This window comes from Mycobacterium ahvazicum, assembly GCF_900176255.2.
Taxonomy (GTDB): domain Bacteria; phylum Actinomycetota; class Actinomycetes; order Mycobacteriales; family Mycobacteriaceae; genus Mycobacterium; species Mycobacterium ahvazicum.
This window is the reverse complement of record NZ_FXEG02000001.1, coordinates 288186-314950: the sequence shown is the minus strand read 5'-3', so window position 1 is coordinate 314950 and position 26765 is coordinate 288186. Positions and strand designations below refer to the sequence as shown.

The window sequence follows — 26765 nt, the reverse complement described above, 5'->3', positions numbered from 1 at the left end:
GCTACACCGTTAAGGCGAAGTTCGGGTTGACGCCGTACAGCGCCAACGCGGCGGACAACACCACAACCTGCACCGAGACCAGAGAGAACCGCATCGAGCGGCCAACCGCCTCACCGACGCCGACGGGCCCGCCGCCGGCGTTGTAGCCGTAGAAGCAGTGCGTGATCATCACGACCGCGGTGATGATGATGGCCTCCAGGAACGACCAGAACACGTCGTCGGGGCGCAGGAACGTCCGGAAGTAGTGGTCGTAGGTTCCGTTGGACTGCCCATACAGCACCGTCGTGGTGATCTGCGGCGACAGGAAGCACATGATCATCGCCAGCGCGTAGATCGGGATGATCACCACCAGCCCGGCCATGAACCGGGTGGTGGCCAGGAACGAGATCGACTTGATGCCCATGACTTCCAGGGCGTCGATCTCCTCGCTGATCCGCATGGCGCCGAGTTCGGCGGTGGCGCCCGCGCCGACGGTCGCGGCCATCGCGATGCCGGTGACGACCGGGGCGGCGATGCGCACGTTGATCAGTGCGGCGAAGAAGCCGGTGAACGCCTCGACGCCGATGTTGCCCAGCGACGCGAAACCCTGGATGGCGACCAGCGAACTACCGGACAGCGTGACGAAGCCGACGATGGCGACCGTGCCACCGACGACGGCCATGGCCCCGGTACCCATGCCGATCTGAGCGATCAGCCGCAGCGTTTCCTTGCGGTAGTTGCGCAGCGCATGCGGCACGTGCGCGATGCAGATCATCCCGAACCAGGCCATCCGGCCGACGTCGTCGAGCCCGCGGCCGGCGGCACCGCCGTAGCGGTTCAGGTTTTCAGCTGCCCGCGGGAACCGGGCACGCAGTACGGCGACGTTCGTCATATCTGGCCCCCTCTCAATGTCCCGTTCCGAATCGCACGCCGATCGTGGTCAGCACCACGTTCACCGCGTATAGCGCGACAACGCAGAGCACCACGGTTTCGTTGACGGCAGTCCCCAGGCCCTTCGAACCGCCGCGCACAGTCAGGCCGCGATAGCAGCCGACCAGGCCGGCGATCAGGCCGAAGATCGCCGCCTTGAGGGTCGCGATGACGACCTCGGGCAGCCCGGTGATCGTGGTCAGGGTGGCCAGGTAGGCACCACCGGAGACGTTCTGCAGATACACCCCGAACAGGTAGCCGCCCACCAGGCCGACGGTGATGACCAGGCCGTTGAGCAGCGTGGCGACCAGGGTCGCGGCGATCACCCGGGGCACCACCAGCCGGTGGATCGGGTCGATGCCGAGCACCTCCATCGCGTCGATTTCCTCGCGGATGGTGCGCGCGCCCAGATCCGCGCAGATCGCGGTCGATCCGGCCCCCGCAACCACCAGCACCGTGGTCAGCGGACCAAGCTGGGTCACCGCGCCGATCGCCGCGCCGGCGCCGGACAGGTCGGCGGCACCGAACTGGGCCAGCAGCACGTTGAGCGTGAAGATCAGCAGCACGGTCAGCGGGATGGAGACGAAGACGGTCGGCAGGAACGCGACCCGCATGATGAACCAGCACTGCAGGACGAACTCGCGCCACTGGAAGGGCCGGCGGAACAACGCCCGGCCGGTCAGCACGCACATCCGGAAGAACCCGCCGATCAGTGTCAGCGGCGTCTCCAGCTGATCGCGCAGATAGCCGACGAGGTAGGGGCCCCGCCCGCCCGCAGACCGCCCCCACCTTGCCCCGGACCCACATGTGTGATCACCGACTCCCTACTGGCAAGTAGTAACGGAGACCACAGGAATGTACCCGATGGCCAAGCAGGTGTGAACCGCATCCGCACAATTAACCCTTCGTCAACAACGGGCAAACGTTACAGTTTCTGTCAGCTTTCCTCTCATGACGTGAAATCCCTTGAAGTAGCCTCATTTTGAGTTGTGCCGACGGTGCCGTAGCGAACCCGTAGCTCAGTCTTGAGGACCTTGCCGGCCGGATTGCGGGGCAACGCGTCGACGATCTCGAGTGCCTTGGGGTGCTTGTAACGGGCGAGGCGCTCGGTGAGAAATTCGTCCAGATCCCCGAGGGTGAGGCGCTCGACGGTGATCGCCGCGACCGCGATCGGTACCTCGCCCCATTTCTCGTGGGCCCGGCCGATGACCGCGACCTCGACGATGCCGGGGTGGCCGGCCAGCACGTTCTCCACTTCAGCGCAGTAGACGTTCTCGCCGCCGGAGATGATCATGTCCTTCTTGCGATCGACCACCCAAACGTAGCCCTCCTCGTCCATCCGGACGAGGTCGCCGGAGTGGAACCAACCGCCCGCGAACGCCTCCGCGGTGGCCTCCGGGTTGTTCCAGTAGCCGCTCATCAATGTCGGTGCGCGGTAGACGATTTCGCCGACCGCACCGACCGGCACATCGTTCATGTTCTCGTCGACGACGCGAGCGGCGACCGTCGGGATCACCTTGCCGACCGACCCGCGCTTACGGATCGCGTCCTCGCCGAGCAGCATGCAGGTGACCGGAGACATCTCCGTCTGGCCGAACGCGGCGAGGATCTGGGTGCCGGGGAACGTGGCCGACATCTCCCGCAGCAGCGCGTCCGGTGCGGGGGCGGCTCCCCACGACATGATCCGCAGCTTCAGGTCGCGGGGGCGGGCCTGCTGCTCGGCGCAGACGGCCTGCCATTGCGCGGGAACAAGGAAGATGCCGGTGACCTTCTCGGCGGCGAGCACGTCGAGCAGCTGGCCCGGGTCGAACGCCCCGAGGGGATAGATGACCGTGGGCAGACCGAGTAGCAGCCCGCCGAGCAGGTTGCCGACGCCGGCGATGTGGAACAGCGGGACCCCGATGAAACCGACATCGTTGTTGATGTCGGCGCCGTTGGTGTAGAGCCCGGTCATCGTTTGCCCGGTCAGGTTGGTGTGGGTGAGCACGGCGCCCTTGGGGCGGCCGGTGGTGCCCGAGGTGTACATGATCAGGGCCGGCGAGTCGTTCGGGACGTCCACCGGCTCGGGCGCGCCGCCGGGCTCGTCGATCAGGTCTTCGTAGCCGAGCACATTGTCGTCCGTCGAGCCACCGGCCGCGATCACGGGGGCGAGCAGCGGCGCAATGTCGCGCACGCCGGTGGCCACCGGAGCCAGCACCGCTTCGGTGACCATCACCCGCGCCTCGCAGTCCTCGACCAGGAACGCGATCTCGGAGGGGGTGAGCCGGAAGTTCAGCGGAACCGCGATGCCGCCGAGCATGCTGGTGGCCAGCATCGCCTCGACGAACTCCGGGCGGTTGAGCATCAGGATCATCACCCGGTCCCCGGCGCCGACCCCGCGGCGGCGCAGCGCTGCGGCCAGCGCGGTGACGCGTCGCTGCAGGTCAGCCCAGGTTAGCGTGCGCCCGCTGAAGCGCAGCGCGACGGCCTGCGGCTGCATGAGGGCGTGGCGCTCCAGCTGGTTGACCCAGTTCTGCCGGCGGGCCTGATACGGCTGCGCGGTCGGGTGTGACGGCTGCGACGCTTGTGCCTCGTGGCTAGCAAGTTGCGCGGTCAACTAATACCTTCCCTTCACTCGCGCACCGCTTGCGACAGGTTGATATTTGATAAAACATAGTGTTGTGTGGGTCACACTATGGCCTTACCGCCCTGATGACAAGCCCCGATACGCCCTGAAAACTCCCTGAAAACGCTCCTCGAAAGCCTGGCCACCGACGTGAACGTACCTCTATCTACGCGAACCCACGGCAGGCGGCGGCAACTGCGCCGAGCGCAGCTGTCGGACGAGGTCGCGGGTCACCTGCGGGCAGCGATCATGTCGGGGACATTGCGCCCGGGCACCTTCATACGCCTCGACGAGACGGCGGCCGAACTCGGGGTCAGCGTGACGCCGGTGCGCGAAGCTCTGCTGAAGCTGCGCGGTGAGGGCATGGTGCAGCTGGAGCCGCACCGCGGCCACGTCGTGCTGCCACTGACCCGTCAGGACATCGACGACATCTTCTGGCTGCAGGCCACCATCGCCAGGGAATTGGCCGCGGCGGCCACCTCACACATCACCGAGGCCGAGATCGACGAGCTGGAGCGGATCAACAATTCGCTCGCCGCGGCCGTGGGCTCCAGCGACCCCGAGACCATCGCGGGCATCGAGTTCTCGTTTCACCGCGTCTTCAACCAGGCCAGCGGTCGGATCAAGCTGGCCTGGTTCCTGCTCAACGCCGCGCGGTATATGCCGGTGCTGGTGTACGCCGGCGATCCGCAGTGGGGTGTCGCCGCGGTCGACAATCACCGGCAGCTGATCGCCGCGCTGCGCCGTCGGGATACGTCCGCGGTGATCGAGCACACGGTCTGGCAATTCACCGATGCGGCGCACCGACTGACCCAAATGCTGGACGGGGCCGGGATTTTCGGTTAGCCGGCGGGCGTCGAGCGTGGGGGATATGCACACTTTTTCACTACCATTCGTACATATGCCCCACGGTCGGCGAGCCTCGCGGCGTCAGCCGGAGGCCAGCTGTTCGGCGCGCTTCTTCAGGTTCTCCGCCAGGTGGTCGAGCACGTTGTTCAGCATCATCTTCACCATCGGCGCGGGCACCGGCATCGACGGTTCGACGTCGATGTCAACGGTCAACAGGCTCGAGGCGCCGGTTTCCACCACGCTGAACAGCTGCTCCTGCTTCTTGAACAGCTCGCCCTGCTGCAGCACGGTCTGAATCTGGTTCGGTCCCGGGTAGTAGATGGCCTGAATGAACACACCCTCGAAACCCTGGTAGGCGGCGTCCAACCGAATCTGGCTGGGCCGGCCGTCGTCGTAGCGCGCCAGCACCCAGCAGCCCTTGGCCCCGTCGCTCCACTCCGGATACCGCTCGAAATCCGCGACGATGGCCATGATGGCCGCGGCGTTGGTCTCGACCTCGACGGTTTTGCTCAATACGGGCATTGCCGAAGCATAGCCGGGCGCGCGAAAGCCCCAGCGCCTGGCGCTTTCTCGGTTAAACCGCCACGCAGGCCGTCGACAGCAGGGTCCGGATGGGGTCGGGAATCGGGGTGGGCTTGCGGCCAGTACGGTCCACGTAAACGTGCACCCAATGCCCGAGCGCGGTGACCGGCCGCGGCTGTTGACCCTCTCGTGAATCGAACACGCCGAGCCGGTAGGTGACGCTGCTGCGGCCCAGCCGTGTCACGGCGAGACCCACCTCGAGACGCTGCGGGAATTGCAGTTCGGAGAAGTAGCGGCAGCCCGACTCGGCGACGACGCCCAAGGCCGGCATCGTGGTCGGGTCAAGCCCGGTGCCGATCGTGATCCAGGCATTGATCGCGGTGTCGAACAACTGGTAATAGACCGCGTTGTTGAGGTGACCGAACATGTCGTTGTCGGCCCACCGGGTGCCCACCGGCCACAGCACCGGGAAGTCGCTGCTGGTGAGCCGCTCTGGGGCCGGCGGAATGAGAGCCATGCTGGTATTCCAACATGTGTGACCCCCGGTGGGCGGTGCCGCACCGGATTGGTTCGGCCGGCCCACGATTCACGGCGGCTACCTCGGGTGCAGGGGTGCGACGGGTTCGGCCGCTATGTCGGCAAGGCGGTGATTTTCGATGTAATCCCAACGGATCTGGTAACCGAGCCCGGGTGCCTGCGGTAGGTCGACGAATCCGTCCGCGCCCAGCGGGTCGCACGACGCGTCAAGATAGGCCGGCACGGTGTCGTAGCGGACCCCGGGCCCGAGCAGGCCGCGCTCGTAGTATTCGCACACGTCGTCGCTCGTAGCACCCAGGACCTGCAAGTTGCCGAAGCCGCTCATGTGTAGCTCACAGCGCATGCCGACGGCCTCGGCCATTCCGGCCAGCTTCATCACTCCGGTAATGCCTCCGCGTAAGACGTCGATGCGGGTGATATCGGAGGCACGACGCAAGATCCAGTCCGCTCGAGTATAGACACCGCCCTCGGCGATCTCCGGTGAGCAGATCGGGATATCAAGTGCGTCAACCAGTTTCACATATGACTCGACCCGGTACTCGGGCATCGGGTGCTCATACCAATAGAAACCCAGCCGTTCCAGCTCGCGGCCGACCAGCAGGGCGTCTTCGAACGTCTGGTAGGTGCCCCACGGGTCGAACATGAGCACCATGTCGTCTCCGACCGCCGCCCGAACCTCGCGGCACACCTGTAGATCCCAGTCCACATACGATGGTCGCGGCAGAGCGGGTTGGCGGGTCGCGGGGTTCCAATAGTGGTACGGATGGATCTTGTAGGCCCGATAACCCTGACGCCGGCAGTCGGCGGCATGAGCCGCGTACTCGTCAGGACTGCCCAGATTGTTGAAGCTGCTCGCGTAGGCCTTGACGCGGTCACGAGCGCCGCCCAGCAACTTGCGCGTGGGTAGCCCGGTGGCTCGGCCCGCCAAATCCCAAAGGGCCAGATCGATGACGCTGCAGACATTCTCCGGTAGTTTCGCGGCCCAGAGTTGACGCCAGATCTCCGCCCGGTCGAAGGGATCCTGGCCGGTGAGCAGGGGACTCAAGAATTGAGTTATCAGCGCCCGGTCACCGGGCAACAGCCCGTCCTGGTCGCCATGGAAATGACCCCCGAAGTAGTAACCCTCGACGCCCTCGTCGGTGAGTACCTTCGTCACGGTCTGCACCACACGGTAATCGGTAGTCAACTGGCCGAACGAGATTCGGTCGACAAAGGTCTCGAATGGCACGACCTGTAAGCCGGTGATCCTCATAACGGGTCATTGTTCGCGACCCGCCACGTTGACGGGTAGGGGCAAAGGTCCTACGCCGGTATCTCGAGCCGGGTCGGCTCAGATCGCGTACCAGACGCGGTGCAGCGCCTGACCCTGCAGCGTGAACAGCCGCTCGGACTCCGACCAGTCGGGCAGCAGCGAATCGAAACCGTGGCAGGTGCGCGCGAATACGTGCAATTCGGTGGACACGCCGGCGCGCAGCAGCCGCAGCGCGTAGTCGATCGCTTCGTCGCGAAACGGGTCGATCTCCGCGCAGGTGATCAAAGTTGTTGGTAAATGCTTTAATTCGGGACGCCGCGCCGGCACGGTGTCCGGCGATGCGGGCCGGTCACCCAGGTAGTAGCGCCACATCAGTTCGGCCGCCTCACTGTCGAATGCCGGGCTGGTGCGAAACTCCGCTTTCGACGCGGTAGGGCGATCGTCGAGCACCGGCTGGTGCAACAGCTGGAACACGACGGGCGGCAGCGACCCGTCGGCGCAACGCTGCACCAGGGATGCGGCCAAAGTGGCCCCGGCACTGCTGCCCGCGACCGCCAGCCGCGTGATGTCCACATCCAGTTCCGCCGCCTTGCCGGTGACCCACTCGAGCACCGCGATCGCGTCGTCGAGTGCCGCCGGGTAGGGGTGTTCCGGGGCCAGCCGGTAGTCGACCGACACCACCGTGCAGCGGCCGCGGCGGGCGAGTTCGCCGCACTGCCGGTGGTCGGTGTCGAGGTTGCCCAGCGCGAATCCGCCCGCGTGGCAATAGACGACGACCGGTGCCGGTGACGGCCCGCCGCGATAGATGCGCACCGGCACGTTGCCGGCGGTGTCGCTGGTGATCTGCACGCCCGGCAACTCGGTGATGGCCGCGGCGTCACGGCGGCGCTGGTCGAACGGTCCGCGCATCGACTGAATTGCCTCCGGGGAGAAGACTGTTCGAGTCGTCGCGACCGCGCGCAGCACCGGATGCAGGCGTTGCGCTCCGTCCAGGTCCGTCATCGTGCCTCCGGTGCGCTGACGGCCCCATGACCGGCGGACACGGGCCGGCGCGGATGACTGGAGAACACGAAGTCGCCGGGCGTGAACCTGCGCGTCATCTCCCAGAAGCTACGCGCGCTGCGCGGCCACTGGGTGACCACGCGCCCGTTAGCGGCCCGAAAGTAGTTGCTGCACTGGGTCGTCCACACAGTGCCGACCATCCATCGGTCGATCTTGACGATGAACCGCGCCAGCGCCGACGGCCGCACCGCCACGTACGTCTTGCCCCGGCGCCGCAGGTACTTCAACACCCGCACGATGTAACGCGCCTGAGCTTCCAACATGAAGATCACGCTGTTGGAGCCGACATTCGTGTTGGGCCCGTACAGCATGAAGAAGTTCGGGAACCCGGGGACGGCCATGCCGAGATACGCATGCGCCCCCTCGCTCCACACCTCGCGCAGCGTGGTGCCACCCTCGCCGAGGACATCCAGCTGCCCGAGATAGTCGGCGGCGGCGTAGCCGGTGGCACACACCACGACGTCGACGTCACGCTCGGTGCCGTCTTCGGTGACGAAGGATCGGGCCTTGAGGTAGCGGGCCGGACTGGACACCACCTCGACATTGGGCCGGGTCAGCGTCGGCAGGTAGTCCGAGGAGAACACCAGCCGCTTGCAGCCCATCGGGTGATCCGGAGTCAACCGTTGCCGCAATTCCTGGTCGGCGACCGTCTTTTCAAGCAAGTCAAGGGCGATCGCGGTGAAATCCTGCGTCTTTTCGCTGCCGTGCTCGATCACCGAGATGTTGGATTCGCTGCGCAGCCACAGCCGGGTCCGGTACAGCCTTTTGGCGAACGGCAGATGAGTGAAGGCCCAGCGCTCCCGTCGGGTGTAGTGCCGATCCGGCTTGGGCAGAATCCAGGTCGGCGAGCGCTGTACCGAATAGACCCGGGCAGCGACCTTTGCGAGTTCGGGCAGCAGCTGTGACGCCGTCGAGCCGGTACCCAACACAGCCACCCGCGCGCCCTCGAGATCTATCGAATGGTCCCATTGCGACGAGTGCATCACGGTCCCGGTGAACGGCTCCTGCTCGACGAGCTCCGGGAGAAGAGGCCGGGTGAACAGGCCCACGGCGGAGACCACGACGTCGAAGCGGTGTTCTTCGCCGTTACTGGTAGTAAGACACCATTGCTGTGCGTCTTCTTCCCAAGTCGCCGAACGAATTTCGGTGCGCAGCCGCAGATGCGGCCGCAACCCGTATTTGTCGGCGCAGCGCTCGAAGTAGGCGAGGATCTCGGGCTGGCCGGACCATAACCGCGACCAATGCGGGTTCAGGTCGAAGGAGAACGAATACAGATGCGACTTGACGTCGCAGGCCAGTCCCGGGTAGGTGTTGATCCGCCACGTGCCGCCGACGTCGTCTTCGCGGTCGAAGATGGTGAAGTCGTGAAATCCGGCTCGATCCAACAGGATTCCCAATGCCAGTCCGCCCGGCCCGGCACCGATGATGCCGACCGACAATGTCGTCCTCATCGGATTTGTAGGCATTGCCCACCATCGACGACCAGTTCCGAACCGGTGATGAACGACGCGGCCTCCGACACCAGAAAGGCTACCGCATCGGCGATTTCGGTAGGCTGCCCCAGCCGCCCGAACTGCGCCGTCGCCGTCAGCCGCGCCTGCGTGGCATCGTCGAGCATCGAGGTCGCGATCGGCCCGGGGAACACCGCATTGACCCGAATGCCCCACGGCGCGAGTTCGGCCGCCGCCGTTTGGGTCAGCCCCCGAAGCGCCCACTTCGACGAACCGTAGGCGCAGTGCGCCGGGAACGGGCGGATGGCTCCGGTGCTGCAGATATTCACGATCGCCGCGTGTTCGGCTTCCCGCAGCTGAGCGAGTGCGGCTCGCATGCCCAGGAAGGCGCCCAGACAGTTGACCCGCCAAGCATTTTCGAAATCCGCGACTGTCTCGTCGCCCAGCGCGGCACGATGCAGCACCCCGGCGTTGTTGACCAGCGTGGTCAACCCCCCGAAGCGGTCCACCGTCGATGCGACGGCGGCCTCCCATTGCTGCTCGCTGGTCACGTCCAGTTCGATCGCGATCACCTCGTCGTCACCCAATTCCGCGACAGCGGCCGCGACGTCCTCGGCGCGCCGGTCGCAGGCCGCCACCGAATACCCGTTGCCGCGAAGCCTTTTCGCGATCGCCCAGCCCTGGCCGCCGGCCGCTCCGGTGACGAGTGCGACGCTCATGATGACGCGACCTCCGGGCTTTCGGACAGGCCGCGGCTGGTGACGAACTGGCATCTGCGCTGCCGGAAACGCCATTGACCGTCGCGGCGGACCAACTGGTCGTCGTAGAGCGCGGGGCGCAGGTGCAGATCACCGGCCCTGACGAACAGGACCTGCGTGCGGGCGGTCGCGGTGTCTTCTTCGGGGCCGACGTCGATGCGCGACACCCCGGTCAGGTGCAGCCCGCGGGGAGCATCGGTGAACATCGTGGCGATCCCTTCGGGTCCGGCGAAAGCCCGTCCATAGACCAGGAATTCCGCGTCATCGGTGAACAGCTGCACGCACGCGTCGACGTCGACGCCGTCGAGAGCGAGTGCGTAGGCGGCGATCAGTTCGCGGATCGCGGTGCGCTCGTCGGTCACTGTCCGGTCGCTTCGCGTAAATGCTCGATCGCCCCGCGTCGCAGGGCCGCCGATTCGGCGGCCAGGGTGATCATCCGAAAGCCGAGCTGCGCCATCGCGTGACCGGTCTTGCCCTCACTGGCGTGAATCCCGGTGACCAGTCCGGCTTCGGTCGCGACGCGGTGGATCCGCACGATCGCGTCCAGCACTTCGGGCTGCCGGGTCGATCCGACGGGCCGGTGCCCCATCGAGATCGCCAAATCGGCTGGCCCGACATAGATTCCGGCCAGCCCATCGACCGCACAGATGTCAGCAAGGTTCGCCAGCGCCGCCGCGGTTTCGATCATTGCGAACACGCTCACCCGCGCCTCGTGGGCGGCGGGGTCGAGCCCCAGGCCGGCGCGCAGCGGCCCGAAGCTGCGGACGCCCGCCGGTGGGTAACGGGTCGCGGCCACGGCCGCGGCGGCCTGGCCGGCCGACTCGACCATCGCGACGACGACGGCGTCGGCACCGGCGTCGGCCACCCGCCCGATCGGTGCGGGGTCGGCATTGGGCAACCGCACCGCGGTCGCGATGGGTACCTGCTCGAGGCGCCGGAGGATGCCGGCGATGTCGGCGTCGTCGAGATAGCCGTGCTGGGCGTCGAATCCGACGTAGTCATATCCGGCCCGGGCGAATTCCTCCGGCCCGATCAGCGTCGGGCCAGTGACCCAGCCGCCCCAGATCGGGGCGGCCTTGGCCAGCGCGTCGCGGAAGGCGCTCACTGTGCGATCGCGATCTTGACGCGCTCGGGAACCGGCCGGCACGCCAGGTCGAATGCGCCCTGCACGTCGTCGATCCCGAAGGTGTGCGTGAGATAGCAGCCGAGTAGCTCGGGATGTTCGGCGGCGAACTTGCCGGCGAGCTCGAGTACCCGCCGCCGGTCAAGTGTCACACCGGATTTCAGGGTCAAGTTGTTGCGCAGCATGAGACGCATGCTAATCGGGTAGGCCTCGTCGTCGGCGACGCCGAAGTAGAAGACCGTGCCGCCGGGGGCGGTGGCCTCGATGGCATGGCCCAGCGTGGCGACCTGATGACCGACGGCCTCGATGACGACCTCCGCGCGATCGGTCGGCGCCAGTCGACTGACCCAGCGGTCGCTGGTCGCACGCACCGCCTCATCGACACCGAATGTCCTTGCGAGGCTTTGCCGGTCGACCGGGTCCACACCGGTGACGCGTCGGGCCCCGGCCGCCTTGGCGACGTAGGAGAACAGCAACCCGATCGAGCCCTGGCCGATGATCGCGACGTGCTTGCCCGCCAGGTCCGGCAGTTGCTCGCAGGCATACAGGACACACGCCAGCGGCTGCAGCCCGACCGCCTGCGCCGCGGTGAGCGCGGGGTCGTAGGGCGCCAGGCCGTTGCCGTCACTGATGACCCGCTCCATCAACCCGTCGAACCCGGAAGCCCAGCCCACCACGCGATCGCCGACCCGGTGTTCGGGATGCCGGCTGGCAATCACCTCACCGGCGACTTCGTGGATCGGGAAGCCGTCCTTTTCGGCCGCGCTGCGGCCGTCGTCACCGGCAAGCCTGCCCTGGGCGCCGCGAAAACCCGGCAGGTCGCTGCCGCACACCCCGGCCGCCAGGAACCGCAGTAGCACCTGCCCGTCGGCCAGGTCGTCCGGCTTCTTCTCGACGATCGACGTGCGCTCGAACTCATACGGGGCGATGATCCGGTAGGACCACACGTCAGACCTCCACCGGGATCTGGTTCCATCCCCACTGGAAGCTGGACGGCAGGCGGGTCGCGTCGTGGCCCTTGATCGCGAAGTCCGGCACCCGGCGCAGCCATTCCTGAACGAGCACCGCGACTTCCAGCCGGGCCAGGTGATATCCGATGCAGAAGTGCTGGCCGCGGCCGAAGACCAGCGAGCGGGCGATGGGCCGATCCCAGACGAACTCGTCGGGGTTTTCATACTCCCGTTCGTCGCGATTGGCCGAGGCGAGCAGCGTGATCACCCGCTGGCCCGGCTCGATGGTCTGGTCGTGAATCGTGAAGGGCCGCCGCGCCGTTCGGGCAAACCATTGCGCGGGCGCGCAGTACCGCAGCATCTCCTCACGGGCCACCGGCACGGTGTTGACCGGATCGGCACGCACGGCGGCGAGCTGGTCGGGCCGCTGGCTCAGCTCCCATAGGCCGTGCGCAGCGATCTTGGGCACGGTTTCGGTGCCGCCGATGAAGATGCACAGCATCTGCGTGGCGGTTTCGACGTCGGACAGGGCGCTGCCGTCGGGCAGCCGGTAACCCAGCAGCCCGTCGACCACCGGAAGCGGCGCGCCGGATTGGTCGGCCCGGCGCCGTTGCACCACGGGGATCAGGTATTCGAGGTAGTTGGGCCGAGCCTGCGCGGTGTCGACACCCTCACCGGGTGCCGCGAGGCTTCCGGCGTTGACCGCGGCCAACACCTGCGGCGCGAGTTCGGTTGATATTCCCAGCAAGTCGCACACCATCGAGGCGGCCACGATGCCACCGTAGTCCTGGGTCAGGTCGAAGGACCCCCGTGGCAGCAGCAGGTCGAGGCGCTCGTTGGCGAGTTCGCGGATCCTGGCCTCCAGGCCGGCGACCGACCGCGGCCGCAGTGGCGCCGAGTGGGAACGACGGATCTCGCCGTACAGGTCGGTGTCGAACACGGCGTGAAATGGCAAGGGGTGCAATGGCGGATCCTCGACCGGCCCGCTGTTGTGCTTGGCCAACACGGTCGCCGGGGGCAGGGTTCCTTCCGACGCGACGAAGGTTCCGTCGTTGACTTCGAGAACCTGCCAGATGTCCTCGAAGCGGGACAGCGCGTAGGTATCCCATTGCGGCATGTAATAGACCGGATGGTGATCGCGCAGGGTTCGGTAGTACGGCAACGGGTTTGCCATGACGTCCGCGTCGAAGGGGTCGTACGCGAAGTCGGAGGTGGGGGCGGTCACTGCAGCGGAGAGGGCGGTAGAGCCTGCAGAATCGAGTCTTCCCAGCCGTCGCGCAATGCCGGTGCCACGCTCATCCAGGTGACGATCTCGGCGGGCGGGCTGTCCTTCCAGGAGGGGTAGTGATTGGCGAAGCATTCCCAGCCGCCGTCCAGCGCCCAGTAGTGGATGACCTCGTTGAAACGGAACGTGGTGGTAAACGATCCCAGCCAGCGTTTGCCGGTGCGCTCCGACCACGGGACGTAAAGCCGTTCCAACTCCCGGATGTAGTCGTCCTGGCGCCCTGGCTTGGTTTGCATGATCTCCTGAATCACCAGTGGCGCAGCGAAATTGGCTTCGCGTAGCTGGGCCAGCGTTTTGTTACTCGGCCCGGGGTACATGATCCGGCCCTCGCCGCAGGCCCCGATGTCGGACAGGAACGCCGCCCACTTGCCGGCCGCGGCCTCGTGGTCTCCTCCCCGGGCCTGGGCGGCGCCTATCCTCGCATAGTCGGAAAATCCGTCGATCTCCCAGATGACGGTGACCTGCGGCCAGTGCCCGTTGTAGGGCGTGGTTTCCCACATCGCGAACAGCCGGGCGCCCAGCGCTTCCATCATCGGCTGGTAGGTGTCGGTGAAAACCTCGGTGAAGCGGCCGCTTAACCCCGATCCCAGCGAGATCGTCTCGTGCAGGTAGAGCAGGGTGTGGCCGTAATACTTCTTCATCAGTCGAGCCGCACCGGCTCTGAGTCGACGCGCGAATAATTCGCCTCACACAGCAGCGTCTCGGTCGGTTCGACCAGGGCAGACGGGATCCCCGCTGCCGCAAGGGCATAGCCCTTGAATTTGCGCGCCGCGGCCGACAGCACGTGCTGGGCTCGGGTCATGCCGCGGTTCACGCCCAACGGCCACCCCTCGCCCCACAGCGCGACTTCGGTCAGCCGGTCGTCGAGGGACTTGAGCACCTTATCGCGCACGCGGGCGTCAGCGGTGAACGCCTCGGCGCTGACGGCCAGGGTGTGACTGGTCGATCCCATCGCGGTCGCGACGTTGTCCGTGTCCACCACCGTGACGCCCAGAATGCGCAGCGGTCGGGTGTCGCAGCCGCCCGGCAGCAGGACGGTCACCTCCCAGCCGGCCATCACCCGGTCATAGAGCCAACCGCCGGCCGAGTGCACGACGTCGACCGCGCTCGCAGCCACCACATCCAGTCGATACCGCAGACACTCACCGTTGCCGCGGGTTGCTCGTCCAGCACTGACGCGTGTGCTCTGGCCGATGTCGAACGTCGGAGTGACCATCAAATCCGTTCCTCACCGCCACACCGCGGAGTGCGTTCGCTCCAAGGCAGCTGCAGCGCTTGTCATGGGCTTCCCAAGGGCTGACGCCGCCTCACACCGGGGTGACGCGACTCATGCCCCAGCGTGACACTTCTGTCTAAATTTGTAAAGCTCCCCCGAGGTGGTCAGCCGCGGCGTCGGGCTTTGAGTTCGGCGATGATTTCGTCGGTGTGCTGCCCCAGTTGCGGCGCCGGTGAGCGCGGTGCCCACGGCGTCCCGTGGAAGTCCGCCGGGGTGGCCACCATCGCGACGCTGGCGTCGCCGTCGGGGACGTCGACGATGCCGCCCGCGGCGTGGAACTGCTCGTCGGCCACAACGTCTTCGAGGGAGTTGATCGGCGACCAGAAGAAGTCCGGTTCTTCCGCGAAGGCCTGCGCCCATTCGTCGAGCGAGCGAGTGGCGAAGATTTCGTCCAGCTCGGCGATCAGCTCCGGACCGTTGACGAAGCGGGCGGCCGCGTCGCTGTAGCGCGAGTCGTCGACCCATTCGGGGTGGCCGACGACGCGGCACAGCGGCGGCCAGTGCCGGTCTCCTTCGAGGCCGACGATCCAGAAGCGCCGCCCGTCACCGGCGGCGTAATTGTTCATGCAGGGGTTGCCCATCGTCTCGCGTTGGCCGATCGCGATCGGCTGACCGGTCAGCAAGTAGGTGTTGAGGTCGAAGCTCACGGTGTAGGCGCCCTGCCGGTACAGCGAGGTGCTCACCAGCTGACCGCTACCGGTGCGCTCGCGGGCCAGCAGCGCCGCGCAGATCGCCGCGGCCAGGGTCATGCCCGCCGAGTGGTCACCCATGCCGCCCCGCTGGAACGGCGGTGTCTGGCCGGGCCGGGTCAGCAGGTGCGCCACGCCGGCGCGCGACCAGAACGCGGCCACGTCGTAGGCGGCCCGGTCGGCGTCGGGCCCGGTCTGGCCGTAGCCGGTGATCAGGCCGTAGACCAGCCTCGGGTAGCGGGCGGACAGCGACTCGAAGTCGAAGCCGAGGCGTTGCAACGCGCCCGGACGGACGTTGGTCACGAAAACGTCGGCCTCGGCCAGCAATTCGAAGGCGATGTCGCGGCCGTCGTCGGTGGTCAGGTCTAAGACGATGCTGCGCTTGGAACGGTTGTCCAGCTCGAACGGCGGGTTGACCCCGAGGTCGCAGCCCAGCATCCGGCCGAACATGCGGCCCGGATCGCCGGCCGGCGGTTCGATCTTGATGACGTCGGCACCCCAGTCCGCCAGGATGGCACTGGCGGCCGGTCCGGCCACCCACACTCCGAGCTCGACGACTTTGAGGCCTTCCACCGGTCCCGCCATGGCTACGTTCCTACTCCGTGGCTCAACCGGACCGCGCACTTGCCCCCGGTCAGCTCACCCTGAGCTGACACCATCGCCCCGAAGAAGCGGTCGCCGGCGTTAACCTGGGCACCATGAGTCTGGTCGCCGGGCATGGTCCGCTCAGCCGCGATCCGGCCGGGCGGTTCGCTCCCCCGCTGCCCGCTGGCGTGATCTACATCGAGCCACACCCGCGCCGCGTGCAGGCGTTCAAGGACGGACGTCCGGTGATCGACACCGAGCGGGTGCTGATGGTGCACCGGCAGGGCCACCCGCTGAGCTATCTGTTCCGCGCCGACGAAATCGGCGACCTGCCCGCCGAACCCGAATCGGCGGCACCGGGTTTCGTGCACGTGCCGTGGGATGCCGTCGACACCTGGCTGGAGGAAGGCCGCGAACTCGTTCACTACCCGCCGAACCCGTATCACCGGGTCGACTGCCGGCCCACCACGCGTCGCCTGCGCGTCAGCGTCGCGGACACCGTGCTGGTCGATACCGACGAAACCATGATCGTTTTCGAGACCGCGCTCGAACCAAGGCTTTACGTCGATCCCGCGCATGTGCAGACTGGTCTGCTGCGACCTTCGGACACGACGAGTTACTGCAACTACAAGGGATTCGCGACGTACTGGTCGATCGGCGATGTCGAGGACATCGCGTGGAGCTATCCGGATCCACCGCCGGAAAGCCTGCCCATCAAGGGTTTTCTGAGTTTCGACGGCGCGTGTGCCGACGTGTTCGCCGAATTGCCGCTCAGCTGGCCAGCGCCACGATCGCAAACATGAACAGCACCCCGCCGACGGTGCATGCCAAGGTGGCCGCGGTGCGATGCCCGGTGTGTGCTTTCGGCAGGATGTCGGCGCTCGCCAGGTACATCAGGAATCCCGCGAAGAAGCCGAGGTAAACCGCGAGCACCCGATGGGGAATCGTCACCAGCAGCGTGAGGGCCGCACCGAGGACCGGCGCGACGGCATCAGCGACCAGCAGGGTCAGCGCCCTTCGGCGGTCATTGCCATAGATCGACGTCACCGTGTACGTGTTGAAGCCGTCCGCGAAGTCGTGGCCGATCACCGCCACCGCAACCACTGTGCCCGCTCCGGCTCCCGCCTGGAAAGCTGCACCGATGGCGAATCCGTCCATCACGCTGTGGCCCACCAGCCCCGCCGCGGCCAACAACCCGATGCTGGGTGCGTCGGCGATCACCGCGTCGTTCATCGTTTGACCGCGATGAATGCCGACGGTGTGTTCGACGATGTGCAGCACGAGAAAGCCGAGAACGAACGCCACGAGCGGAGCAGGAATGCCGTACAGGGACCACACGTCGCCGTGGCTCAGCGCTTCGGGCAGCAGGTCGAAGCTCACCGCACCGAGCATCAGCCCGGCCGCCAGGCCGAGCACGAGATATCGGTAGGAACCGATACGTAACGCCGCGTATCCGCCGGACAACGTCGTGAGGAACGAACAGAAGGCCACCAGAACGACCACCGCGCGGCCCACCTTTCCGCCGTCCGTCCACTCGGAGCAGCACGGCCTCAAGCGTATGACGCGACCCGGCTGAAAGAGAGTTGCTAGCCGCCGTAGCTGGGGCGCCCGAGCTTCAGCTCGTGCTGGGCGATCATGTTGCGGAAGACCTCCATCGTGCCGCCGTAGATCCCGGCGGGCACACCGTGGCGGAAGATGAACTCGACGGCCCCGTTGTCCGCGGAACCCGTTGTGTCGGTGGGCAATGCCGATGCCGTCCCCAGCATGTCCATCAATTCCGGCGAGACGTCGCGCATGGTCTGAATGAGCGCGACGCGTCCGTAGATCCCGGGCGTCGACAGCGCCGCCTCGATGCGGGCCATGGCGCGCCCGAGCCGGTATTTCGTCGACTCGTCGTCAATCGGGCGCCGCCCGTTGGAATCCGGCTTGGAAAGAATCGCCGCGACTCCGTCGGCCGCCTCGGCCATCAGATGGCCGTGCTCCGACATCATCGAAACATTCTGCAGGCCATGGTCTTCGGTTTCGGTAATGCCGTGTTCGGCGTCTAGGGCAAACCGCATCACCTTCCAGCCGGCATTGACCTCGCCGATGCGGTAGAGATCGTCGACCCGTACGTCGCTGTAATAAACGATGTTGGTGCGGTCGCCGTCCAGCGTGCGGATGCCCTGGATCTCGACGCCGTCGGAATCCAGCGGCACCAGAAACATGGTCAGGCTCTTGTGTTTCTGCGCTTGCGGGTCGGTGTTGGTAAGCAGGAAGACGTACTTGGCGTTCTGCGCGTTCGAGGTGAACATCTTGGACCCATTGATAACCCAGCTCGATCCATCCGCTTCCCGTACGGCTCGGGTCCTGCAGGTCGCGACGTCCGAACCCCCCTCCGGTTCGGTATAGCCCAGGCATAGCCGAATCTCACCGGACAGCACACCCGGCAGTACCGCGTCGACGAGTTCGGGCTTCCCGAACTGCTTGACCAAACGCGCGACGACCGCGGTGGTGCCCCAGTGGAACCACGGCGTGTGGGCACGGCCGATCTCGAGATGGAAGATTCGCCGGCGCACCGGATCGAATCCCCCCTCGGACTCCTGCTTGAAATCCGACGCCAGATAACCCTCGGCACCCAACGCCAAATGCACTGGCTCACTGAAGTTTTCACCGGTCTCACGATCCCGGCGCAGCACCTCGTCGGTGACGTGTTCGGCGATGAACGTCCGGGTGTGCTCGAAGAATTCCCGGTCCTCGGGTGAGAGGTCGACGTAGGAGAAGTCCATTACGCCGCGTCGATCACGAGGGTGCGAAAACGATCGAGGGTCTCGAGCGCGTGCCCAATGCCGTCGCCGGGCAGGTGGACGCTGACCCAGGTGACCCCCAGCTTCGCCAGCTTGTCCAAGCCTTCGAGGTAGGCGTCGGCGTTGAAGTCGTCGTCGGTGATGCTGCCGCCGTCGAAGTTGGTGAAGGTGATGTCGATCGCCGACCAGTCCCTGCCCTCGGCATCGCAGCGGCGACGCAGATCGTCGATGCCGGCGGTGAGCTTGTCCAGCGAGTCGATCACCGCGGTGCCGGCGGTCTGCGCCAGCTGCGGCGGGGCGGGGAACGGGCACCAGCCGTCGCCGTACTGCGCTACCCGCTGACGAGACGCCGTGGTGTTGCCGCCGATCCAGATCGGCGGGCTGCTCGGTGGCCGCGGGTGCGCGGTGATGCCACGGGCGCTGAAATGCTTTCCCTCAAAGGTGATGTCGTCGCCGCTCCAGATAGCCCGGATCACTTGCAGGGATTCTTCGAACAGCTCGGCGCGCTCGTCGTAGCCGACTCCGAGCGCCGCGAACTCACGCTTGAGGTAGCCGACGCCGACCGCGAGCGTGAAGCGGCCCCCGGAGAGCAGATCAAGGGTGGCGCCGGATTTGGCCACCACGAACGGGTTTCGATAGGGCAGCACCACGATGTTAGGGATCAGCCGCAGCGTCGACGTGGTGGCCGCCGCGAAACCCAGTGCGACGAAAGGATCTAGCGCATCGTGACCACCGGCCTCCAGCCAGCGCTGCGACGGCGCCGGATGATCGGTGAAACCGAATCCGTGGATGCCGGCCGCCTCGGTGGCCGCGGCCACCTTCCCGATGCCATCCCCGCCGGCCAGCTCCGGGTTGTAGGGGTGGCTGTGCATCGGGTGAGTGATCGTGAAGCGCATCGGGATCCCCAGCCGTCAGAAGCGGGCGCGCGAGTCGATCGCGGTGTCGCTGGTGCGCAGCGGCCGGATCAGCGCCTCCTGCGCGAAGGAGGCCAGCAGCTCGCCTTCTTCGGAATGCACGGTGCCGCGCACGTACGACATCCCCGCGCCGACCTGGGTGCTCTCATGTGTGTAGAGCAGCCAGCCGGTCCAGTCCACCGGTTCGTGAAACGCCACCGAGATGCTCATCGGTGCGGTGGACACGGTCAGGTGTGCCTGGGCGGTGCCGATGCCCTCATGCGCGCGCATCGTGGTGGAGATCCCGAGATGGCCGGTGAAGTACGCCAGCAGCGCCTTGGCCAGATCGTCTCGGGTGGGAATCGGGTCGTAGTGCAGCCAGGCATACAGCTCCGGCGGGCCGACCTCGTCGGGGCTGTTGACGTCGACGACGTCGACCAGCCGCAGCTCCCGGCCGACCATCGGCATCGGCGAGTGGTGGGCGTCGGCCGGGGCGGCCACGTCGGGCTTGGTCAGGTGGTGGCGAATCACGTCGTCGGTGGGGACGTCGGCGAGCACGGTGATGCTCAGGCAACGCCGCCCGTTCTGATGCACGGCGACCACGGCGGTCGCGGTCGATCGGCCCTCGGACACCACGTCGATGACGAGCTCGATCGGCGGGCCGACCGTCACGGCACGCGAGAACACCGCGTGCGCCGAGCGCACCGACTTGTCCGGGAAGCGTTTGGCCACCGCGACAATCGCCTGGGCCAGCACCTGAGTGCCCTCCACCACCTGGCGTTCGTCGCCGACGGCGATGCCGGTCTCACCGGTGAACCGGTCGTCGTCCCCGTCGGACCGCACATCAAACAGATCCAGCAGGCCCGCAACCGTCCATTCAGTCTGCTCAGATTCCGTGGTCAAATCCGATCCACCTCTCACGTTGGCAGCTTCCGGCACAGCGTGACACTTTGAGTAGGATTTGTAAAGGTTGGCTAACAAGACTCCGGCGAGCACCGCGGGCAGCACCCCTGCATGCCGCTGGAAAGCGCAGAGAGGCAACGTAATTGGGCATCGTGACGAGCACATCAGAGACCGCGTTCACCCAGTCCGCCGAGACCGTGTACGACTTCGTCACCAACCCGGAAAACTGGACGAAGACCTATCCCGGCAGTGCCCACATCGGCAAACTGCCGCCGCTGCCGCTCAAGGTCGGCGACACCTGGGAGGAAGCCGGTCCCGACGGTGACCGCGTCTTCAGCTGGCAGCTGGCCGTCGCCGTGCGGCCTATCCAGTTCGTGTTCACCTCGATCGGCCGGCTTGGTCACGACCGCGACGGTAAGGGCGGGCTGGAGGGTCGCATCACGGTGTCCTACCGGTTCTCCCGGCCCGGCCAGGACATCACGCTGTTTTCCCGAACCATGACCATTGAGGCGCCCAAGCACGCCCCGCTGCCCGACAAGCTGTTCGAGCAGGCCAATCCGGCGCGGATCGACGAGTATCACGCGGCCGTCGCGCGGGAGCTCGCCCGGGCCGCGGATTGACACCGGCGCCGCGGGTGCATGACACTTCTGCGGTGTTTTGTAAAGGCTGGAGCCGATGATCCCCGAGGTGCTGGCCAACGGGTTCTGCTTCGGCGAAGGCCCCCGCTGGTTCGAGGGCCTGTTGTGGTTCTCCGACATGCTCGGCGAAGCGGTACACACCTCGACCCTGGGCGGCGCGCTCACCACGCTGCCGCTGCCGGGGCACTCGCCGTCGGGCCTGGGTTTTCGTCCCGACGGGTCGCTATTGATCGCGTCGTCCGAGGACCGGCGGGTGCTGTGCTACGACGGGGAAGCCGTGGTGGAGATCGCCGATCTCACCGACCTGGTGCCGGCCAACCTCGGTGACATGGTCATCGACGACAGCGGCCGCGCCTACATCGGATCCCAGGCCCGATGCGGTGGCGTGATCGTGCGCCTCGATCCCGACGAAAGCGCGACCGTCGTCGCCACAGACCTCGACTTCCCCAACGGCATGGTGATCACGCCGGACCGCAAGACGCTGATCGTCGCCGAATCGACAGGCCGGCGGCTCACCGCGTTCACCATCGACGACGCCGGCGCGCTGCACGATCGGCAGGTCTTCGCGGACGGCCTGGACGGGCCGCCCGACGGCATCGCGCTGGACGCCGAGGGCGGGGTGTGGACGTCGATGACGCTGGCGCACCAATTCGAGCGGATCGTCGCGGGCGGCGCGGTGACCGACCGCATCGACATGGGCGAACGGGTCGCTATCGCCTGCGCGCTCGGCGGGCCCGAGCGGCGCATCCTGTTTCTGCTGTCGAGCACCGACGCCTATCCTCAGCGGCTGGTGGGCACCAAACTCTCGCGGCTCGACGCCGTGCAGGTCGCCACGCCCGGCGCCGGGCTGCCCTGAGACACCCGAGAGGGAGACACGTGACCGACTCGTACTACGAGCTGATCGACCCCGCCGACGCGTTGGGCGAGAAGTTCCGGGCGACCGACCTGGCCCGCGGCACCTGGTCGGCGACCATCCAGCACGGCGGTCCGGTGTCGGCGCTGCTGGTGCGGGCGCTGGAACGCTGCGAGCAGCGCGACGACACCCGGCTGTCCCGGGTCGTGATCGACCTGCTGGGCGGCGTGCCCTCGGAAGGTGACATCTGGGTGCGTGCCGAACTGCAGCGCGGCGGCAAGCAGATCGAGTTGGTCAGCGCCGAGATGCTGGCTCCCGGCCCCGACGGCCGGCCCCGTCCCGTCGCTCGGGCCAGCGGGTGGCGGCTGCAGCAGCAGGACACTCAGGCCGTCGCGCACGCGGCGGCCGAACTGCCCGCGCCGCGCACCGACGCGCGCAACCGTAATCTCAAGGCCCGCGAATGGGACCGCAACTACGTGCACAGCCTGGAGTGGCTCTGGCTGACCGAGCCGCTGACGCCGGGCCCGGGCGAATCGTGGATCAAGCCGGAGGTCGACCTGGTCCAGGGCGAGACGATGACGCAGCTGGAGCGGTTGTTCGCGGTGGCCGACTGTGCCAACGGCATCGGCAGCAAGCTCGACATCACCAAGTGGACGTTCTTGAACACCGATCTGGCGGTGCACGTGTTTCGGGTGCCCGACGGGGACTGGGTCGGCATTCGGGCGGAAACCAGCTACGGACCGGACGGCATCGGGACGACGATCGGCACGTTGTACGACGAGCAGGGCGCGGTCGGCGCCATCCAGCAGTCCGTGCTGGTGCGCCGGCGTCCGCCTAAGACCTGAGGGGATTCGGCGTGGCTAGTTCGGCAATACTTCGTAAAGTCTCAGATATGAGCCAGCCGGCCGGGGCGACAACCGAGACCGAGACCGACACCTCGACGCGTCAGCGGATCCTGTTGGCGACGGCCGAGGTGCTGGGCCGCAACGGCAAGACCAAACTCAGCCTGTCCGAGGTCGCCGCCCAGGCCGGAGTCTCGCGCCCCACGCTGTATCGCTGGTTCGCGTCCAAAGAGGAGCTGCTGACCGCGTTCTCGCAGTATGAGCGCCAGCTGTTCGAAAGCGGACTGGTGCGGGCCACCGCGGGGCTCAAGGGGTACGACAAACTGGACGCCGTGCTGCGATTCATCGTCGAGTACCAGCATTCGTACTCCGGCGTGCGCATGGTCGACGTCGAACCCGAGCACACGATCGCCGAGTTCGCCCACGTCATCCCGCAGATGCGCGACGGCCTGCAACGACATCTGCCCGGGCCCAACGCCGCGGTCAAGGCCGCGACGGTGATCCGGATCGCCATCTCGCACTACATCGTTCGCAGCGACGACGCCGAGCAGTTCCTGGCCCAGCTGCGCCACGCCGTCGGCATCAAACCCGCGGCCGACTAGCCCTGGCTAGTCGAACAGCACCGCCGCGTTGAGGTAGCCGGTCGGGTCCAGCGCTGCCTTGACCGACCGCATCGCCGCGATATCGGTTGCCTGCCTTGACATTTCGAGATAGGCGCGTTTGCGGCTGCCGACGCCGTGTTCGGAGCTGACGTTGCCCCCGCACCGCGCGATCAGGTCCATCATCGGCCCGTAGAGCGCCTTCTCCCGCTCCAGCGGCACCCGCAGCACGTTGAGGTGCAGGTTGCCCTCACCGATATGTCCGAACAACACGGGTACGGCGTCGCTGACCTGCTCGCGGATCAACGCGACGGCCTCGTCCGCGAATCCGGCGATAGCAGCCAGCGGCAGCGACACGTCGAACTTCAGCGGCGGCCCGTACACGCCCAGCACCTCGGCCAGCGATTCGCGAACTCGCCAGAGTCGTTGCTGGGCAGCAATATCCACGCCCACCGCGGGCTCGGCGGAAAGCGGTGCATCGGCGAGCAGGTCAGCCAGCCGTTCGGTCTGATCGTGGTCGGCGGCCAGCTCGATCAGCAGCAGCCAGTTCGCCTCGACCGGTGCGGCGATGCCGAGATGCTCGGCGGTCAGCGCGCCGGCCCGGCCGTCGATCAACTCGAGTGCGGCGATCCCGTCCACGTCCCGGAACGCGCGGCCGGTGGCGACCAGCGCGTCGAGGTCGTCGAAGCCGCACACCGCGGTCACCCGATGCGACGGCGTCGGATGTAGCCGTAGATCCAGCGCGGTGATCACCCCGAGGGTGCCCTCCGCACCGACGAACAGCGCGGGCAGGTCGTATCCGGTGTTGTCGCTGCGCACCGGGCTGTGCCGGCGCATCAACGACCCGTCGGGCAGCACCACGTCCAGGCCGACGACCTGCTCGCCCATGTTGCCGTACCGGACCGTGCGCAGCCCGCCGGCATTCGTCGAGGCCATGCCGCCGACCGTCGCGGTGTCGCGGGCGGCGAGGTCGACGCCGAACACCAGGCCCGCCGCGGTCGCGGCGCGCTGCACGGCGGCCAGCGTGGCTCCGGCACCGACCGCGATTCGGCGCTCGGCGGTATCGACATCGCCTAGCGCACAAAGCCTTTCGGTGGATAGCAGCACGTCGTCGTGCTCTGGCACGGTACCTGCGACGAGCGAGGTCCGACCGCCCTGCACGGTGACGTGGGCCCCGGCGTCGCGGCACAACCGCAACACCTCGGCCACCTCCTCGGCCGAACCCGGACGCACCAGCACGCTGGCCTTGCCGCGGTAGCGGCCGGTGTGGTCGACGCTGCGCCCGGACAGCACGTCGGGGTCGGTGACGACGTGATTGGACCCGACGATCCCGCTGAGGTCCCCGAGACTGCCTGGCATGTTCGCGGTTATAGCACCCCGGGCGTCAGAACAGGTCCTTGTGGTTCACGTCGGTGATCAGCCCGCCGTCCATGATGAACTCACTGCCGGTCGAGTACGACGACTCGTCGCTGGCCAGGAACAGGATGAACGTCGCGACCTCTCGAACCTGCCCGGGCCGGCCCAGCGGAATGGTCACCATGTCCTCGGGCAGATGCTTGGTCATCGGGGTCTTGATGAAGCCGGGGTGCACCGAGTTGACCCGGATGTTGTGGGGCGCCAGCTCCAGGGCGGCCGACTTGGCCAGGCCGCGAACTCCCCACTTGGACGCGACGTACGGGTGCACCATGGGTGCGCCGCGCAGGCCCTCGATCGACGACACGTTGATGATCGAGCCGCCGCCGGCCGCGATCATCGGCTCGACGGCCACCCGCATGCCCAGGAAGGTCCCGGTCAGGTTGACGTCGATGACCTTCTGCCACTTGGCCAGGTCGAAGCTCTTGAGCGGGCCGAGCGCGACGGTGCCGGCATTGTTGACCAGCACGTTGAGCTTCCCGAATTCGCTGATCGCGGTGGCGACAGCGGCGTCCCACTGGTCGGGCTGGGTCACGTCGAGGTGGACATAGCGGGCGGAGTCGCCGATCTCGTCGGCCAGCGCCTTGCCCTGGTCGTCGAGGATGTCGCCGATCACCACCTTGGCGCCCTCCTCGACGAGCAGCCGAGCGTCTTCGGCGCCCATACCGCCCGCGGCGCCACTGATGAGTGCAACTTTTCCGTCTACCCGACCCACGGAGGGTCCCCTTTCGTTAGGTGGTCACCAAAGTGCTTGGTGCGTAAAGGCCTTTGCCGGTGATGAGCGGCAGATCGAGGGTGGTCCGGATGCCCGGCGGTGCCGCGATCACGGCCGGGATCGCGTTGACGACGCGGCCCGCGGCGCCGGCGATCGCGGCGTGGTTGTGGTCGCCCTTGCGGCTGCTCGGAATGATGTCGACGGCGTAGGACGGTTCGCCGGTGATCTCGACGCGGTAAGAGCCGTCGCCGGAGGCGGGCTGGGGCAGGTCGGGGCGCAGGTCGGGCCGCAGCCGGGTGACGTGCTCGATCACGATCACGGGGTGGCCCTTGACCATGCCGGAAATCTCGAACTGCAGCACCGCCACGGTGCCCTTGGCCACCCGGCCGACCGCGATGTCGAAATCCTCCGGCGCCGGTTCGCGCTGGTAGGACTCTTTGATCTCGTCGACCTCGATGCCGAGGCCGGCGGCCAGCTGACGGATCGCGGTGCCCCACGCGATGCCGAGGATGCCCGGTTGCAGCAGCATCGGAATTTCGTCCATCGGCTTGGCGAACCCCATGTAGTCCATGACCTCGGTCCCGTTGTACGAGGCGTAGTCGTGGATCTCCATGCAGCGCACCTGCTCGATGCGCTGGCAGGTCCCCGCGAGAGCGAACGGGATCAGGTCGTTGGCGAAGCCCGGATCGACACCGCTGATGAAGATGCTCGAATTGCCTTGCTGGGCAGCATCTTCCACGCGGCCGATGTATTTATCGGGCATCACGCCCCAGGGGAACTGCAGCAGCCCGGGCGAGGACCCGACGACGTTGATGCCGGCGGCCAATATGCGCATCACGTCGGCCATCGCGTCGGGCAGCCGGGTGTCGCCCATCGCGCAGTAGACGACGCAGTCGGGTTTGGCGGCGATGATGGCGTCCAGGTCGTTGACGGCCTTGATGCCGGTGACCGTGGGGGCATCCAAGCCGACGCCGCACAGTTCCCCGGCGTCTTTGCCCACCTTCTCCGGGGTGGACACGTTGACGCCGGTCAGTTCGAACTGCGGGTTGGTGATCAGTTCGGCCAGGGCCAGGCCTCCGACATTTCCGGTACCGACGTGCGCGACGCGGATCACCATCTTCAGTCTCCGTCCCTTGCAGCCTGGAAAACTTTTCCAGACACTAGTCCACTATTTTTGAGCCGCCTACCGGGGTCGTGCGGGCTGGGAGCGCGATCGCTCGCGAGCGTAAGCGCAGCGCGAAAAATCGAGCGCAATCTCGCCGTGTGCTTA

The 26765-nt window shown here is 66.8% G+C and carries 29 protein-coding genes; 6 read left to right on the top strand and 23 right to left on the bottom strand.

Annotated elements, in window-relative coordinates; genetic code table 11:
- Position 1: 1 nt before the first annotated feature.
- The 3 genes from MAAFP003_RS01480 to fadD5 form a co-directional block, all read right to left on the bottom strand.
- Positions 2-871: an MlaE family ABC transporter permease gene (locus MAAFP003_RS01480; RefSeq protein ID WP_096283811.1), complete on the bottom strand. Its 870-nt coding sequence runs from the start codon at positions 869-871 to the stop codon at positions 2-4.
- A gap of 13 nt (positions 872-884) precedes the next feature.
- On the bottom strand, positions 885-1601 hold the full coding sequence (locus MAAFP003_RS01475; protein ID WP_423790841.1) for an MlaE family ABC transporter permease: 717 nt from the start codon (positions 1599-1601) through the stop codon (positions 885-887).
- Positions 1602-1858: 257 nt separating this feature from the next.
- Complete coding sequence (fadD5, locus tag MAAFP003_RS01470) at positions 1859-3505, bottom strand: fatty-acid--CoA ligase FadD5 (RefSeq protein ID WP_096283807.1); 1647 nt, start codon at positions 3503-3505, stop codon at positions 1859-1861.
- A gap of 159 nt (positions 3506-3664) precedes the next feature.
- On the opposite strand from fadD5, the gene MAAFP003_RS01465 reads away from it, so the two are divergent.
- On the top strand, positions 3665-4360 hold the full coding sequence (locus MAAFP003_RS01465) for a GntR family transcriptional regulator (protein ID WP_207768433.1): 696 nt from the start codon (positions 3665-3667) through the stop codon (positions 4358-4360).
- Positions 4361-4444: 84 nt separating this feature from the next.
- On the opposite strand, the gene MAAFP003_RS01460 is transcribed toward MAAFP003_RS01465, so the two are convergent.
- From MAAFP003_RS01460 to MAAFP003_RS01400, 13 genes are all read right to left on the bottom strand, one after another.
- Positions 4445-4885 carry an SRPBCC family protein gene (locus MAAFP003_RS01460; RefSeq protein WP_096283805.1) on the bottom strand — a complete coding sequence of 147 codons (441 nt, stop codon included), beginning with the start codon at positions 4883-4885 and terminating at the stop codon, positions 4445-4447.
- 52 nt (positions 4886-4937) lie between these two features.
- The gene (locus MAAFP003_RS01455; protein ID WP_096283803.1) at positions 4938-5402 is read right to left on the bottom strand and encodes an acyl-CoA thioesterase; all 465 of its coding nucleotides are present in this window, start codon (positions 5400-5402) and stop codon (positions 4938-4940) included.
- Between the two features lie 78 nt (positions 5403-5480).
- Positions 5481-6674, bottom strand: a complete 1194-nt coding sequence (locus MAAFP003_RS01450; protein ID WP_096283801.1) for an enolase C-terminal domain-like protein — start codon at positions 6672-6674, stop codon at positions 5481-5483.
- 78 nt (positions 6675-6752) lie between these two features.
- A complete protein-coding gene (locus tag MAAFP003_RS01445; RefSeq protein ID WP_096283799.1) occupies positions 6753-7676 on the bottom strand; it encodes an alpha/beta hydrolase in 924 nt (307 codons plus the stop codon).
- Positions 7673-9202, bottom strand: coding sequence for a flavin-containing monooxygenase (locus tag MAAFP003_RS01440; RefSeq protein ID WP_096283797.1), 1530 nt, complete (start codon positions 9200-9202; stop codon positions 7673-7675). The genes MAAFP003_RS01445 and MAAFP003_RS01440 overlap by 4 nt, the downstream gene beginning before the upstream one ends.
- Positions 9184-9906 carry an SDR family NAD(P)-dependent oxidoreductase gene (locus MAAFP003_RS01435; protein WP_096283795.1) on the bottom strand — a complete coding sequence of 241 codons (723 nt, stop codon included), beginning with the start codon at positions 9904-9906 and terminating at the stop codon, positions 9184-9186. The genes MAAFP003_RS01440 and MAAFP003_RS01435 overlap by 19 nt, the downstream gene beginning before the upstream one ends.
- Complete coding sequence (locus tag MAAFP003_RS01430) at positions 9903-10307, bottom strand: nuclear transport factor 2 family protein (protein WP_096283793.1); 405 nt, start codon at positions 10305-10307, stop codon at positions 9903-9905. The genes MAAFP003_RS01435 and MAAFP003_RS01430 overlap by 4 nt, the downstream gene beginning before the upstream one ends.
- Positions 10304-11050, bottom strand: coding sequence for an HpcH/HpaI aldolase family protein (locus MAAFP003_RS01425; protein WP_096283792.1), 747 nt, complete (start codon positions 11048-11050; stop codon positions 10304-10306). The genes MAAFP003_RS01430 and MAAFP003_RS01425 overlap by 4 nt, the downstream gene beginning before the upstream one ends.
- Positions 11047-12015 carry a zinc-binding dehydrogenase gene (locus tag MAAFP003_RS01420; protein ID WP_096283791.1) on the bottom strand — a complete coding sequence of 323 codons (969 nt, stop codon included), beginning with the start codon at positions 12013-12015 and terminating at the stop codon, positions 11047-11049. Before MAAFP003_RS01420 ends, MAAFP003_RS01425 begins: the two co-directional genes overlap by 4 nt.
- Position 12016: 1 nt before the next feature.
- Positions 12017-13192, bottom strand: coding sequence for a cytochrome P450 (locus tag MAAFP003_RS01415; protein ID WP_096290801.1), 1176 nt, complete (start codon positions 13190-13192; stop codon positions 12017-12019).
- A gap of 47 nt (positions 13193-13239) precedes the next feature.
- A complete protein-coding gene (locus MAAFP003_RS01410) occupies positions 13240-13944 on the bottom strand; it encodes an NIPSNAP family protein (protein WP_096283789.1) in 705 nt (234 codons plus the stop codon).
- Entirely contained in the window at positions 13944-14519 is a 576-nt protein-coding gene (locus MAAFP003_RS01405) for a hypothetical protein (RefSeq protein ID WP_096283787.1), read from the bottom strand. The genes MAAFP003_RS01410 and MAAFP003_RS01405 overlap by 1 nt, the downstream gene beginning before the upstream one ends.
- A 164-nt stretch (positions 14520-14683) precedes the next feature.
- Positions 14684-15853, bottom strand: coding sequence for a CaiB/BaiF CoA transferase family protein (locus MAAFP003_RS01400; RefSeq protein WP_096283785.1), 1170 nt, complete (start codon positions 15851-15853; stop codon positions 14684-14686).
- Positions 15854-15966: 113 nt separating this feature from the next.
- On the opposite strand from MAAFP003_RS01400, the gene MAAFP003_RS01395 reads away from it, so the two are divergent.
- Positions 15967-16656, top strand: coding sequence for a DUF427 domain-containing protein (locus MAAFP003_RS01395; protein ID WP_096283783.1), 690 nt, complete (start codon positions 15967-15969; stop codon positions 16654-16656).
- Here the strand turns inward: MAAFP003_RS01395 and MAAFP003_RS01390 are convergent.
- The 4 genes from MAAFP003_RS01390 to MAAFP003_RS01375 all read right to left on the bottom strand — a co-directional run bounded on the left by MAAFP003_RS01390 (position 16625) and on the right by MAAFP003_RS01375 (position 20435).
- Positions 16625-17356 carry a ZIP family metal transporter gene (locus MAAFP003_RS01390; protein ID WP_096290800.1) on the bottom strand — a complete coding sequence of 244 codons (732 nt, stop codon included), beginning with the start codon at positions 17354-17356 and terminating at the stop codon, positions 16625-16627. The genes MAAFP003_RS01395 and MAAFP003_RS01390 overlap by 32 nt on opposite strands.
- An 83-nt stretch (positions 17357-17439) precedes the next feature.
- Positions 17440-18621, bottom strand: a complete 1182-nt coding sequence (locus MAAFP003_RS01385) for an acyl-CoA dehydrogenase family protein (protein WP_096283781.1) — start codon at positions 18619-18621, stop codon at positions 17440-17442.
- A complete protein-coding gene (locus tag MAAFP003_RS01380) occupies positions 18621-19535 on the bottom strand; it encodes an LLM class F420-dependent oxidoreductase (RefSeq protein WP_096283779.1) in 915 nt (304 codons plus the stop codon). Before MAAFP003_RS01380 ends, MAAFP003_RS01385 begins: the two co-directional genes overlap by 1 nt.
- 15 nt (positions 19536-19550) lie before the next feature.
- Positions 19551-20435: an acyl-CoA thioesterase gene (locus MAAFP003_RS01375; protein WP_096283777.1), complete on the bottom strand. Its 885-nt coding sequence runs from the start codon at positions 20433-20435 to the stop codon at positions 19551-19553.
- Positions 20436-20578: 143 nt separating this feature from the next.
- On the opposite strand from MAAFP003_RS01375, the gene MAAFP003_RS01370 reads away from it, so the two are divergent.
- Genes MAAFP003_RS01370 through MAAFP003_RS01355 form a run of 4 tightly spaced genes read left to right on the top strand, consistent with a single transcriptional unit; the run spans position 20579 to position 23370 of the window.
- Positions 20579-21055 carry an SRPBCC family protein gene (locus tag MAAFP003_RS01370; protein ID WP_096283775.1) on the top strand — a complete coding sequence of 159 codons (477 nt, stop codon included), beginning with the start codon at positions 20579-20581 and terminating at the stop codon, positions 21053-21055.
- A 55-nt stretch (positions 21056-21110) separates the two neighbouring features.
- On the top strand, positions 21111-21929 hold the full coding sequence (locus MAAFP003_RS01365) for an SMP-30/gluconolactonase/LRE family protein (protein WP_096283773.1): 819 nt from the start codon (positions 21111-21113) through the stop codon (positions 21927-21929).
- A 20-nt stretch (positions 21930-21949) separates the two neighbouring features.
- Positions 21950-22771 (top strand): thioesterase family protein, encoded by an 822-nt coding sequence (locus MAAFP003_RS01360; RefSeq protein WP_096283771.1) that lies wholly within the window; start codon positions 21950-21952, stop codon positions 22769-22771.
- 47 nt (positions 22772-22818) lie between these two features.
- Complete coding sequence (locus tag MAAFP003_RS01355) at positions 22819-23370, top strand: TetR/AcrR family transcriptional regulator (protein ID WP_096283769.1); 552 nt, start codon at positions 22819-22821, stop codon at positions 23368-23370.
- Between the two features lie 6 nt (positions 23371-23376).
- Here MAAFP003_RS01355 and MAAFP003_RS01350 read toward each other — a convergent pair whose 3' ends face one another.
- From MAAFP003_RS01350 to MAAFP003_RS01340, 3 genes are read right to left on the bottom strand one after another with little or no spacing between them, the layout of a single operon-like run.
- Positions 23377-24726 (bottom strand): FAD-binding oxidoreductase, encoded by a 1350-nt coding sequence (locus MAAFP003_RS01350; RefSeq protein ID WP_096283767.1) that lies wholly within the window; start codon positions 24724-24726, stop codon positions 23377-23379.
- Positions 24727-24751: 25 nt separating this feature from the next.
- The gene (locus MAAFP003_RS01345; RefSeq protein WP_096283765.1) at positions 24752-25495 is read right to left on the bottom strand and encodes a glucose 1-dehydrogenase; all 744 of its coding nucleotides are present in this window, start codon (positions 25493-25495) and stop codon (positions 24752-24754) included.
- A 16-nt stretch (positions 25496-25511) separates the two neighbouring features.
- Entirely contained in the window at positions 25512-26612 is a 1101-nt protein-coding gene (locus MAAFP003_RS01340; protein WP_096283763.1) for an NAD(P)H-dependent amine dehydrogenase family protein, read from the bottom strand.
- Positions 26613-26765: the final 153 nt, after the last annotated feature.